The sequence below is a fragment of the Shewanella sp. SM69 genome (assembly GCF_025653985.1).
Classification (GTDB): domain Bacteria; phylum Pseudomonadota; class Gammaproteobacteria; order Enterobacterales; family Shewanellaceae; genus Shewanella; species Shewanella oncorhynchi.
The window spans coordinates 440,611-452,819 of record NZ_JAKKRV010000001.1 but is presented as its reverse complement, the minus strand read 5'-3'; the positions used below and the strand labels follow the sequence as shown (position 1 = coordinate 452,819).

The window sequence follows — 12,209 nt, the reverse complement described above, 5'->3', positions numbered from 1 at the left end:
GCCGAAAGTAGATGCGCTAATGGACTTGTTCCTTGGCGCATTTTTTATGATTTTCTTTGCAGATACCGAGTATGACTAAGTGCGACGTAAAAGTGCTATGTAACAAGTTAATTACACTTGGCGCGCTGCTATTTTCGTCATGCTACTGGCTTAAGTGCTTGGCCACGTTATGGTAGGGCTTATTCGATAGGGCTAATGTTTCATTAACTTATCTATTAGATTATCCATAATGCGGGCATTGAGCGCTCCACACCAACAATCAATCAAGAACGGGAACTGCTCAATGCCAATGACAAGGAGCTAGGTATGCAAGATGAGTCAGGCAAGATGTGGAAGGCGGCAACACAGGTTATTCATGGCGGCCATGAGCGAGAGGCCTTTGGTGCCTTAGTGACGCCGCTTTACCAAAGTGCGACTTTTGTGTTTGAGTCTGCACAGCAAGGTGGTGAGCGATTTGCGGGTAATGAGCTGGGGTATATTTACACGCGTTTAGGTAATCCGACAACTGCCGAGCTTGAACGTAAAATGGCGATTTTAGAAGGGGCAGAGGCCGCAGCCGCAACCGCTTCTGGTATGGGCGCAGTATCCGCCGCATTGCTGGCTAATTTGCAGATGGGCGATCACTTAGTGGCGTCGAATGCCGTATACGGTTGTACTTATGCGCTAATGACGACTCAGTTTGCCCGCTTTGGTATTGAAGTGTCCCTAGTGGACTTTTCATCGGAAGCAGAAATAGAAGCGGCGATTAAATCCAATACTAAGGTCATTTTCTGTGAAACCCCTGTCAATCCGCATTTGCAGGTATTTGATTTAGCGTCAATTGCGAATATTGCCAAACGTCATCAGTTGGTCAGTATTGTCGATAATACCTTTATGACGCCATTACTGCAGAGGCCGCTGGATTTTGGTATTGATTTGGTGATCCACAGTGCGACTAAATATCTGAATGGCCATGGCGATGTGATTGCGGGGATAGTGTGTGGCAGTGAAGAACAGCTCCATAAAGTGAAGTATGAAATTTTAAAGGATATTGGCGCTGTGATATCGCCACATGATGCTTGGCTGATCTTACGCGGCCTTAAAACCTTAGATGTGCGTTTGCAGCGCCATTGCGATAGTGCCCAGCGCGTGGCAGAGTTTTTGGCGGAACATCCAAGCATTACACGTGTGTATTATCCCGGGCTTAAATCTCATCAAGGGCATAAATTCATTGGCCAGCAGATGAAACGTGCTGGTGGTGTTATCGCGTTTGAACTGGCGGCAAATTTAGAAGAAGCTATGGCCTTTGTCGGATATCTAAAGTTGTTCTCAATTGCGGTGAGTCTAGGTGACGCTGAATCCCTGATTCAACATCCTGCATCGATGACGCATTCACCTTATACGCCAGAGGCAAGAGCGGCGGCTGGGATTGGTGATAATTTGCTGCGGATCTCTATTGGTTTAGAGGATTGTGACGACATCATCGCCGACTTGAACCAAGCGCTAGCTCGATTAGCTTAATGAATGTTGTTATTTTAAAGACCGTTAGCTATTTGAATGATAAAAGGATGCTTTTTGCATCTTTTTATCATAGTCAAGCACAGGCTCATTGAGCCGAAGACAGAAGTTTAGCGATAGTGAATATTTATGACGCCGATTTGGTATTTCGGGACAGCTTAGACTATTTTTGATTTGAGGCCACGGAAGTAGGACGAAAGGCCGCAAATCATGGAATAGAGGAATTGTTATGAAAACCACAAATCGTATACCTGCTTTTATGAGTGCCATAGCATTAACGGCTTTTTTGGCAAGCCCAACAATCGCAACAGAAACCCCAACCAAGGCCGCCGTGAAAGTACAGGCTAAAACTGAAGCGGGTGAAATGGCATCGGATGTGAAGAAAGCTATGCCAGATGCCGCTCAAGTCAACATTAATACCGCTTCAGCCGAGCAGTTACTCGTACTCAAAGGGATTGGTGCCGCAAAGGCTCAAGCGATTGTCGACTATCGCACTAAAAATGGTAAGTTCAATGCTATAGATGACTTAGCGAATGTCTCTGGTGTTGGGGCTAAGATAATTGAGCAAAATCGCCATTTGATCAAGTTGTAACCACCTTTGGCGATGATTGCGCTGTAGCCTGCTGATTTTTATGATAAGAGATTCAGTAAAACATATATAAAAGTCTGCATTTGCAGGCTTTTATCATTTCAATCACTCCATTTGCTTATAGATTGTGCAGTTAGGTGGGATATTAAGAGATCTTATCGATTAGCGCTTGATCCCATAGGGTCCATGGGGGATAATCCTTCGCGTTCAAGCAATGCTTTGGTCTATGTCATTCAAAGTAATGTTCGAAGTTATGGTGACCCTAGGGTCCCCCCGCAATGATAACTTGTGAACTCGGCCAGGCCCGGAAGGGAGCAACCGCAGCAAGCGACTCGTGTGCCGGGGTGTCGGCTCTAGGGGAACCTCCAATTCAGCAGTCCTTCTGCTTATTTCCGTTGTACTTCTCTATATCTACTCAATTTATGTTATTCAATATTTTAGCTTGCAGACTATTTCCGTTTTCTGCTGTTAATCATTTATAGCGTTAATATTTCTGCACAATGAGATAATCCATTGCCTGCTTCTGTTCTTGCCACTACAACGGCTAAAAATGCTCTCAACAGTAACCTTTAACTAAATCAACGATTGGCTTCAGCTTCTTCCTGTAATCTTTTTTGCAGATTTTGTTTAAGAAAAGCGCGGGACTTTTCGAGTGCGGTTTGGATCTCACGCTTTAATTCCTGTAGCTCGTTATAGTCTTCAAAGAAGTAAGTATCGACGAGGTGGCGTATGTAGCGCACTGGCAGTTGATTTAAGGTCACGCAACATAAGTCGGCGAGATAATCCTCAGGAAGTTCGTCCATAAGTCCTTCATCTGACAATATTTCCATTAAAAGAACTTCGTAGTAATTACGGATTTCGAGTTGCATTGTTATGCTCCATGACGGTTTTCATTGAGTTTGCTACCACAAATGATTTGCCGCAATAAAAAGTTGGCTGTGTCTTTGGCTTAATTGTAGTGCGTCTCTGCTGTAGCCGCCGCCTATCACGGCTGCAATTGGAATATTTTCCGATTTTGCCATTGATAACACAGTTAAATCCCGTCTGAACAGTCCTTCTTGGCTGATATTGAGCAAGCCAAGATCGTCATTTTGATGAATATCGGCCCCAGCATCATAAAGAATCAGATCTGGTTGATGGATTCGGATAAGGAGGGCGAGTGTCTGCTCCACAGTTTCAAGATACGCACTATCGTCCGCTCCTTTAGTTAGTTCAATATCATGGTGGGAATGCTGCTTACGACTCGGGAAATTCTCTTTGCAGTGAATCGAGCAACTGATGATCCCTTGATGTTGGTGGCTGAGGGTTGCACTGCCGTCACCTTGATGCACATCGCAATCAAAAATCAGTACCTTGTGTACTTGCTGGCTCGCGATGGCATTTCTGGCCGCGAGGATAAGGTCGTTGAAAATACAATAGCCGCTGCCAAAATCGTAATGGGCGTGATGGTAGCCCCCCGTGAGATGCAGGGCAATACCCTGATTTATGGCTAATGAAGCTGTGAGTGTGGTGCCAGCCACAGAATGCAAGGTACGCTCAACTAAGGCTTCACTCCATGGGAAACCAATCCGTCTAAGCGCCGCTGTTGGCAAGGTACCCGCGATAAATTGCTCTACATATTCGCGTTGATGCACTTGTATTACATCTTCTGCAGTCATGGCCGTTGGCGTGTGGAATTGTGCAGTCGTGGCAATGTGGTTATCGAGTAAGTACTGCCGTAAATGTGCGTATTTAGTGGTGGGAAATCTGTGATGGGGAGGAAGCGCCAGCTTGGAATAGCTGGCGTGATAAACCAGTGGGATCAGAGTCAATATTGACTAAACCTCGTTATCGCAAGTTGTTATAGCTGTGAAATTGCCCAGCTCATAAATTCTTTACGGGTTTTTTCATCCGCTTGTAGCCACCAGTATTGCAACATTTGTTGTGGGTTGGCTCCTGCTGCTTTAGAGGTGTCTACGGGGGCGGTGAGTGATGTTGCGTTAACGGTCGCCGATGTTGTCACGGGTGCTGGTGCAACAGCTACTACTGCTCCAGCGGCACCGGTTGCTGCTGCGGCAGTACCGGATACGTCAACGGCTTGATTACCACTGAAAAGGCGAGAGACGAAGCTTTCTTCTTCTAAATTGGTATTCACCACTTGGTAATTGACGTTGCCTTTGTCACTACGGGTTAATTTGACTTGTGGGTTTTGCGCGTAAACTTTAGGCTTTTTAACGACTTCACCTTCGGCCGCTTGCAGGTAATATTGATGGTCGCCATCAACATCTAAAGTAACGATGAAAGGTGCTGACTTAACAAAGGTTTGGCTGTCACTAAAATCATCCTCTACCATTTCATGATAACGAATGGCGATTTTGTGAGTGCCGGGGGCCAATTCTAAGCTGCTTTTATGGTTGAATACGCTCGACTCGACTTTTTTACCATCAAGAGCAAGGTACTCAAATGACATAGGAATGTTCAGATCTGCAGCGAAGGCTGAGGCAGATCCGAGTAATACTAGCAGGCTGCTAATTGGCAAAAGTGATTTCATTGTTACTCCTTAACGGTTATTACTCTGATACGGGCGTTCGAATATTTGAATGCGATCTTCTATATAACTAATAGCTTGCCTGCATTTTCCTAGACGACGATGCATCAAAAGGATGTCATTTTGCAATTTTATTTTGTCAGCACTATGACAGTTTTCAAGTTTTGATTCCATTTCTTCAATTTTTTGTTCAAATCTTTTCGCCCAATTCAGATGTTTGTTCAATTCTTCGTAGATCTCATGACTATTTTGCATCACGTTATTGGCGATCCAATCGAAACCACTGGCTTGGTGAGACTGATTCTGGCGTTGTGCAAAACGGGCACGACTACTGGCACGCTGCTGAGTTTTAGACTTAATGTCGATAGAAGTGGTCAGCAAGGCCCGTTTGACTGCGGTGAATCTATCTTGGATCCGCTCACAGCTCAGGGCAATGGTCTGGGGGGCGAGTTTGAGCTTAATTTGTTTTTCGAGCTGCATAATACTGCTACGAATTTGTTCAATACAGGGGCTGAGTTGGGCGCCGTGTTGGACAAACAGCGAGTGATTAAAACGCTCCGTTTCTTGCAGGAGTTTACGCTGCGGCGGCGCGAGTCGATTATCGTGTTGCAGCACTTCTTGTTCTAAGGCTTTAAGCTGATTCTTCAGCATCACCATTAATTGTTGGGTGTTCACAACCATGCGCTCCATGCCAAATTCGCTGCAATCATTAGCACGATCAAAATAAACAGTGGGCGGATAAAGGGCATGCCAAATTTAATCGCACAGCGGGCGCCGATAAATGAGCCTAACATCATGCACAATCCCATCCACAAACCTATTTGCCACTCTACCTGCCCAAGCCAGCCAAAGATAGTCAATGCGGTCAAGTTGCTGGTAAAAGTCATCGCACGGGCAAGGCCACAACTGTGCAGTAAAGGCAGTTTATACAAAGAGCCTGATGTGACGGTCCAAAATGCACCAATGCCTGGGCCTGCAAAACCATCATAAGTGCCTAAAGCCAGTCCCTGTAGCCATTGTTGCTTGGCTGGCGGCTTGCTGGTTGGTGCTTGGCAGTTAACGTCTGACATCGCATTGGGGCTGACTAAACTGTAAATGGCGATGCCAATGATCAGCAAGGGTAGGACCTTTTCGAGCCATTGAGTATCGACTAAATAGACTAAGAAACTGCCCAATACCGCGCCGATAAAGGTGGCGATAAAAGCCATGTACCAAAACGAGGGTTTAAAGAGGTGCTTGCGATAATAGGTCCAAGCCGCCATAAAAGAGCCAAAGCTTGCGGCTAACTTATTGGTGCCTAATACGGTATGCGGCGCAATGCCTAAGGTTAACAGTGCGGGGATTGACAATAGGCCACCGCCACCCACGACGGCATCAATGAATCCAGCGATAAGACCTATGACTGCCAACAGGGCCCAATGACTGGGCTCGAGTAACAACTCCAAATTTTAATCCTACTCTATAACACGTCTAAAGGGCGGTAAGGCGTCCAGTAAGGACTTGCCATAGCGTTTAGTAACTAACCGCCTATCTAAAATGGTCACTCGGCCATAATCTTGCTCTTTACGCAGTAATCTACCACAACTTTGAATAAGCTTACGTGAAGCATCTGGAATCGTTAGTTGTAAGAAGGGATTACCGCCTTTGACTTTGACATATTCTGCATGCGCTTGCTCAACGGGCGAGGTTGGTACGGCAAAGGGCAGTTTAGTGACGATCAAGTTAGTCAGATAATCGCCGGGCAAGTCGAGACCTTCAGAAAAACTGCCGGTGCCAAACAAGATGCTTGGTTCGCCCTTATCGCATTTAGCTTTATGATTTTCTAATAATTGTTGCCGTGGCGCATTGCCTTGAATAAGTAGTTCAGTGGTGAGTTTACCTTCAAGTAATTCAACCACTTTTTCCATCTGCCAGTAGGAGGCGAATAGCACTAAGGTTGCCATTTCGCCTTCAATAAGGGTGATGATTTGTTCGGCAAGTTCAGCCGTATAGGCATCATCCGTCGGCTCAGTGCGCATTTTGGGTAAATAAAGAGTCGCATTATTGGGGTAATCGAAGGGCGATTGTAAGGCTAAATAACGACTGCCATCGTTGAGTGATAACCCCACCTGATGTACGAAATGGTCGAAGTTATTGAGTGCGCGCAGCGTGGCGCTACATAAGACTACGCCTGCGGCCTTTTGCCACAGCATGGATTCCAGCATAAAGCCGACTTCGATAGGTGAGGCGCTAAACAGATAATCCACTTGTTTACCTGTGATGAGCTCAACCCAGCGCGCCATAGGTGCACCTTTATGTTTATCTTCCTTGGCCATCATCTTCCACAATTTTTGTAGATTCTCGAGCCTTTGCAGCATAAATCCAGTTTCGGCTAATAGTGCTTCGGATTGATGTTTAGGAATGTCGCCATCTTTAATCGCCTCTGCCAGCAGTGACAGCATTTTATTAAACTGCTTGAGGGCAAGATTAGAGGTCACTGCAAGGTTTTCGGCCAGAATGAGTAATGACTCTGGTAGTTTGCCGTGCTCAAAACGCAGACGGTTTTCAGGATTGGCAAAGTGTTTGGTCTGGGTATCGCAATAGTGGGCCACTTGATTGAGCTGGGCGATAAGATCGCCTAAGTGATCCTGCATCGCCTGCGCAGGAGCAATAATGTTGTTGCTCTTTATTTGGTTTTGCAACTTAGCGCAGGTTTTGCCAATTTTTTCGAGCCAGTCGCATGCGCCCCTCAGCGTGGCTTGAGCACTGGAGAAATCCCGCGCCACAATCGGTAAGTGATGTGCCTCATCGATAACATAAAACACGTCTTCGGGATCGGGCAAAATCACGCCGCCACCTAGCTCTAAATCGGCGAATAACAAGCTGTGGTTGGCGATGAGTACATCCCAGGTATCGACATCTTCACGGGCTTTATGAAACGGGCAATTTCTGTGGCTGGCCACTTGACGATGACAGCTGTGTTTGTCGCAGGCGATTTGTTGCCACAGGTGATCGGGCAGCGGCACGGCTAAGGTATCGATTTCGCCGTTCCAGCGACCTTCGTTATAGTCTTTTAACAGGCCATGCATCATAGCCACTTGGCTATTGTCAGGTTTAGTTTGCCACATGGCCATTTGTGTACTGTTGTCGTCACCGATGAGCATCGCCAGTTTCGATAGACACACATAACGTTGTCGACCTTTTACTAGGCCAAAGCGGAAATTTAAGCCGGATTGCTCAAGGAAGAAGGGCAAGTCTTTATGCAGTAATTGTTCTTGTAAGGCAACGGTCGCGGTGGCGATACAGACTTTTTTCTTGCTCGCTAATGCCAGTGGAATGGTACCGAGGATGTAAGACAATGATTTACCGATCCCAGTGCCTGCTTCGACCACAATGATGCGCCTATCTTTATCATAGTCGCCGGCGAGGGTCTTAGAGATTTCCGCCACCATATAGTTTTGTTCGCGACGCGGCCTAAAATTAGGCAAGGCAGTAGCGATATCTTTATAGATGGCGCGGATCTGGGTTTTTACATTGTCAGGTAACATGCGTCACTACTTTATCGAATTAATGCTGTACATAATAACAGTGATTGCATAGCCTAAGAAACTTTTCTGCCATTTGGCGGCATTTAAATTGAGGAACCATCTAAATTGACTAGCTACGCGATTTGGGAACCCATGCGATGAAGTCAGAGGCTACCGCGGCCGTTAGTGTACAAGGTCGAGTCTTAACACGCCATGCGATTCATCGTCATGGGAGTTTAGTGTTGCAGTATTATCTGGCTACCGCCCAAGGCCCTGTGCTGGTGGAAGTGCAAGGCACTGAACACATTTGTTTTTGTCATCAAACTGATGTCACGGCTTTGCAGTTGCAAACGCCGGGTCAAGCATTGCGGTTTGTACCGTTAGCGCTCAAAAGCTTTAAAGGCGGCGCGGTTAGTGGTGTTTATGCCAAATCGAGCAATAGTTTACGTACCTTACAGCGCATCGCTAAAGATGCCGATATCCCTTTATTTGAAGCCGACATTCGCCCCGAACAGCGTTATTTAATCGAGCGGTTTGTGGCGCTGGATGTGGCATTTTTAGGGCATTTCTCTGCGACGAGTAACATACACGCGCCGACTAGCGACAGTCTTGAGGCTAACTCGCTGCCCGTGTTTATCGCCGAGCGGGCTAAGAGTATTGCCCCTTTAACGGCTGTACATTTCCGCTGTATTTCACTGGATTTTGAATGCAGCTTTGAAGGTTTACTCTATTCAGTTGCACTATATGGTCAATACAGTGGCCGAGACGAAGAGCAAGACAGTCTCAAGCAGACTTATGAAAAAGTGATTATGGTGGGTGAGGCTGAATCAAACTCTCCCGAATATATTGAATGGGTGGCCGATGAGGCTGCACTCATTCATCGATTAATCGCGTGGTTCCATGAGTTTGATCCTGACTTTGTCATAGGTTGGTCAGTGGTGAGTTTTGACCTCGCACTCTTGTCACGCCGGGCATTATTACACCGTATTCCGCTCACCATTGGCCGCGGAGGGGCAAAGCTTGAGTGGAAAGTCGATAATAAATTTCGGCCAGAAACCTTAGTTTTACCGGGCCGTGTGGTACTCGATGGTATCGATTGGCTTAAGGCGGCTTTCTATCATTTTGAGCGGTTTTCGTTGGAATTTGTTTCGCGGAAATTATTAGGTGAAGGCAAGGCCATTCATAACGTGGATAATCGCGTTGAAGAAATTGATCAGTTGTTTAAGGCCAATAAACAAGCCTTAGCCCATTACAATCTTACTGACAGCCGTCTGGTGTGGGATATTTTTAGTCATACTCAATTATGGGAGTTCGCCCTCGCGCGAGCTGAACTAACAGGTTTAGAGTTGGGGCGGGTTGGGGCTTCGGTGGCGGCATTTAATCATTTGTATTTACCGCATTTACATCGAGCCGGTTATGTCGCACCCGATGCTCCTGCGAGTGATGGGATCGAAAGCCCCGGTGGCTATGTGATGGATTCTGTACCGGGACTTTATAAGCATATTTTAGTGTTCGATTTTAAAAGTCTATATCCCTCCATTATTCGTACCTTTTTGATCGACCCTAAGGGATTAATTGAAGGCTTGCAATTGCCCGAGTCTGACTGTGTTGTGGGGTTTCTCGGTGGCCGTTTCAGTCGGCAACAGCCCATTTTACCTAAGCTTATCCAAACATTATCTGAGCAGCGCGAAAAGGCCAAACGTGAGCACAATGCGCCTTTATCCCAAGCGATAAAAATTATCATGAACTCGTTGTATGGGGTTTTAGGTTCTCAAGGTTGTGTTTTCCACGATGCAAAGTTAGCAAGTTCGATCACTATGCGCGGCCATCAAATCATGAAACAAACCCGCGCATGGATAGAAGAGATGGGCTATCAAGTGATTTACGGCGATACGGATTCGACCTTTGTCTGGCTTGGCAGCGAGCCAGATCTCTCAGACATTAACGCCTTAGGTAACACTCTGGCGCGGGAAATTAATGCTAAGTGGCAGGCTAAGATCGGTGAAGATCATCAAGTTGAGAGTTTTCTCGAGTTACAGTTTGAACGCCACTATGAGCAGTTTTTTATGCCGACCTTAAGAAGGTCGTTAGAAGGCAGTAAAAAACGTTATGTTGGCGCGTGGCGTAATGCGAGCGATGAACTTGAGCTTACTTTTAAAGGTATGGAGCAAGTGCGCAGTGATTGGAGCCCTTTAGCGCGCAAAGTTCAAGAGTCACTCTATGAACGGATGTTTAACCAAAGGGATATCAGTGTTTATTTGGCCAGTGTGTTTGAAAAGCTGCTTGATGGTGAGTTGGATGATGATTTGGTATTTCGCAAACGTATGCGACGCAATATTGAAGATTACACGGCTAAATCTTCTCCCCATGTTAAAGTCGCTCAACAATTATGCGACTTAACAGGAGATGCCTCTTTTGGCAAGCGTGGGGCGCAGATTGATTATCTGATTACTGTAAATGGACCGGAATCCTTACTGTACAGAACGTCACCAATTGATTACCAATACTACATTGATAAGCAAATTGGCCCTATTGCCGAGCCTGTTTTTTCGATAATGAAACTAAACTACATGGATATTGCGTCAAAGCAGTTGCTGTTAATATAGTGTTTTTAATGTTCTTTATGTGTTGCGCAGGGTGGCGGATGTAGCGTTTTAACCTGTTTTGTAGAGGTTAACTGGTTTGTTTTTGTGATGTTAATCGACATATTCTTTAGGTTTAGCTTTGAGGGAATATTGAAAGTTTGCTACCCTTTAAGAGGAAATTGTAAGGAAATATAACAACGGAATGACGTTGACAGAACATAAACAAAAAAGGTTAAGCACCAAATGAACAAGACGTTAGTAGCAACTGCGCTTGCAGCAATTTTTTTAGTTCCATCAGTCTCAGCTATCGAGATCTATAAAGATAATAAAAATGCCGTAGAAATCGGTGGTTTTATTGATGCACGCGTGATCAACACTCAAGGGGAAACAGAGGTTGTTAACGGCGCATCTCGCATTAATTTTGGTTTTAATCGTGAGTTGACTGACGGTTGGAAAGCATTTGCTAAATTGGAATGGGGTGTGAACCCTGTTGGTAGTAGCGACATCGTCTATAACAATCGCTTCGAATCTGTTCAAGAAGAGTTCTTTTATAACCGTTTAGGTTACGCTGGTCTGTCCCATGACACTTATGGAACACTGACTATTGGTAAGCAGTGGGGCGCTTGGTACGATGTCGTTTACAACACTAACTACGGTTTTGTGTGGGACGGTAACACTGCAGGTGTTTACACTTATAATAAAGATGATGGCGCGGTAAACGGTGTTGGTCGTGGTGATAAAACAGTTCAATATCGCAATGCATTTGGCGATGTAAGCTTTGCAGTTCAAGCACAATTGAAAAACAGCAGCTTCTATACCTGTGATACAACGGATGATATTTCACAAGCTCAGTGTCAAGCGAACTGGGAAAGCGGTGATAAAGCGGCTCAACAAGTAGAATACAATTATACTTATGGTGGCGCGCTGACTTATAAAGCCACTGATATGCTGACCTTAACTGCGGGTGTTAACCGCGGTGAGTTTGATGTGAGTTTTGGTAACGGCGAACAAACCACAGCGGTTGATCTTATCTACGGTGCAGGTATCACTTGGGGTAACTTCGATAGCAATGGCTTATACGCTGCTGCAAACGTTAACAGACAAGAAAATCATGACACAGACAATATTGGTCGTTTGATTAAAGACGCCTATGGTATTGAAAGTTTAGTTTCATACAAGTTTGACAATGGGTTACGTCCATTCATTTCTTACAACGTGCTTGATGCCGGTAAAGACTACGTCATTCAACCTAACTTTAATGCCGATCCTAACGATGAGTTCAAACGTCAGTTTGTCGTGGTTGGTTTGCATTTTGTATGGGACCCAAACACAGTGCTTTACGTAGAAGCACGTAAAGATTACAGCGATTTTACCAGTGCAGATAAAGAACAAGAAGCTAGAATGGCGCTTTCAGAATCTGACGGTGTTGCCATTGGTATCCGTTACACACTTTAAGTTTCCAGTTTCTATATAGTAGAAACCACTGTTTTAACAAAAAGCCAGTC

The 12,209-nt window shown here is 45.4% G+C and carries 10 protein-coding genes and 1 other RNA gene; 5 read left to right on the top strand and 6 right to left on the bottom strand.

The window, feature by feature from the left end; translation table 11 throughout:
* The first annotated feature begins 306 nt into the window (after positions 1 to 306).
* The 3 genes from megL (at position 307) to ffs (ending at position 2,446) form a co-directional block, all read left to right on the top strand.
* Positions 307 to 1,500, top strand: coding sequence for a methionine gamma-lyase (megL, locus tag L5M37_RS02140; RefSeq protein ID WP_173245606.1), 1,194 nt, complete (start codon positions 307 to 309; stop codon positions 1,498 to 1,500).
* A 226-nt stretch (positions 1,501 to 1,726) separates the two neighbouring features.
* Positions 1,727 to 2,089, top strand: coding sequence for a ComEA family DNA-binding protein (locus L5M37_RS02135; RefSeq protein WP_113938844.1), 363 nt, complete (start codon positions 1,727 to 1,729; stop codon positions 2,087 to 2,089).
* A 259-nt stretch (positions 2,090 to 2,348) separates the two neighbouring features.
* Positions 2,349 to 2,446: signal recognition particle sRNA small type (ffs, locus tag L5M37_RS02130), an RNA gene on the top strand.
* 218 nt (positions 2,447 to 2,664) lie between these two features.
* Here ffs and L5M37_RS02125 read toward each other — a convergent pair.
* Genes L5M37_RS02125 through dinG form a run of 6 tightly spaced genes read right to left on the bottom strand, consistent with a single transcriptional unit; the run spans position 2,665 to position 8,140 of the window.
* Positions 2,665 to 2,955, bottom strand: coding sequence for a late competence development ComFB family protein (locus L5M37_RS02125; protein WP_028760452.1), 291 nt, complete (start codon positions 2,953 to 2,955; stop codon positions 2,665 to 2,667).
* A 33-nt stretch (positions 2,956 to 2,988) separates the two neighbouring features.
* On the bottom strand, positions 2,989 to 3,897 hold the full coding sequence (locus tag L5M37_RS02120; RefSeq protein ID WP_263199205.1) for a histone deacetylase: 909 nt from the start codon (positions 3,895 to 3,897) through the stop codon (positions 2,989 to 2,991).
* A 29-nt stretch (positions 3,898 to 3,926) separates the two neighbouring features.
* On the bottom strand, positions 3,927 to 4,616 hold the full coding sequence (locus tag L5M37_RS02115) for a DUF2057 domain-containing protein (RefSeq protein ID WP_173245600.1): 690 nt from the start codon (positions 4,614 to 4,616) through the stop codon (positions 3,927 to 3,929).
* A gap of 9 nt (positions 4,617 to 4,625) precedes the next feature.
* Positions 4,626 to 5,294 carry a primosomal replication protein gene (locus L5M37_RS02110; RefSeq protein WP_411569057.1) on the bottom strand — a complete coding sequence of 223 codons (669 nt, stop codon included), beginning with the start codon at positions 5,292 to 5,294 and terminating at the stop codon, positions 4,626 to 4,628.
* Positions 5,285 to 6,058 (bottom strand): sulfite exporter TauE/SafE family protein, encoded by a 774-nt coding sequence (locus L5M37_RS02105; protein WP_028760448.1) that lies wholly within the window; start codon positions 6,056 to 6,058, stop codon positions 5,285 to 5,287. Before L5M37_RS02105 ends, L5M37_RS02110 begins: the two co-directional genes overlap by 10 nt.
* A gap of 9 nt (positions 6,059 to 6,067) precedes the next feature.
* Positions 6,068 to 8,140, bottom strand: coding sequence for an ATP-dependent DNA helicase DinG (dinG, locus tag L5M37_RS02100; protein ID WP_263199201.1), 2,073 nt, complete (start codon positions 8,138 to 8,140; stop codon positions 6,068 to 6,070).
* A gap of 137 nt (positions 8,141 to 8,277) precedes the next feature.
* Here dinG and L5M37_RS02095 point away from each other — a divergent pair, with 137 nt between their 5' ends.
* Both L5M37_RS02095 and L5M37_RS02090 read left to right on the top strand, forming a co-directional pair.
* The gene (locus L5M37_RS02095; protein WP_173245591.1) at positions 8,278 to 10,725 is read left to right on the top strand and encodes a DNA polymerase II; all 2,448 of its coding nucleotides are present in this window, start codon (positions 8,278 to 8,280) and stop codon (positions 10,723 to 10,725) included.
* 222 nt (positions 10,726 to 10,947) lie between these two features.
* Entirely contained in the window at positions 10,948 to 12,159 is a 1,212-nt protein-coding gene (locus L5M37_RS02090) for a porin (RefSeq protein ID WP_028760445.1), read from the top strand.
* Positions 12,160 to 12,209: the final 50 nt, after the last annotated feature.

Coding starts and splice junctions, on each gene's coding strand:
- megL (WP_173245606.1), top strand. CDS start 307: ATGCAAGATGAGTCAGGCAAGATGTGGAAGGCGGCAACACAGGTTATT.
- L5M37_RS02135 (WP_113938844.1), top strand. CDS start 1,727: ATGAAAACCACAAATCGTATACCTGCTTTTATGAGTGCCATAGCATTA.
- L5M37_RS02125 (WP_028760452.1), bottom strand. CDS start 2,955: ATGCAACTCGAAATCCGTAATTACTACGAAGTTCTTTTAATGGAAATA.
- L5M37_RS02115 (WP_173245600.1), bottom strand. CDS start 4,616: ATGAAATCACTTTTGCCAATTAGCAGCCTGCTAGTATTACTCGGATCT.
- L5M37_RS02110 (WP_411569057.1), bottom strand. CDS start 5,294: ATGGTTGTGAACACCCAACAATTAATGGTGATGCTGAAGAATCAGCTT.
- dinG (WP_263199201.1), bottom strand. CDS start 8,140: ATGTTACCTGACAATGTAAAAACCCAGATCCGCGCCATCTATAAAGAT.
- L5M37_RS02095 (WP_173245591.1), top strand. CDS start 8,278: ATGAAGTCAGAGGCTACCGCGGCCGTTAGTGTACAAGGTCGAGTCTTA.
- L5M37_RS02090 (WP_028760445.1), top strand. CDS start 10,948: ATGAACAAGACGTTAGTAGCAACTGCGCTTGCAGCAATTTTTTTAGTT.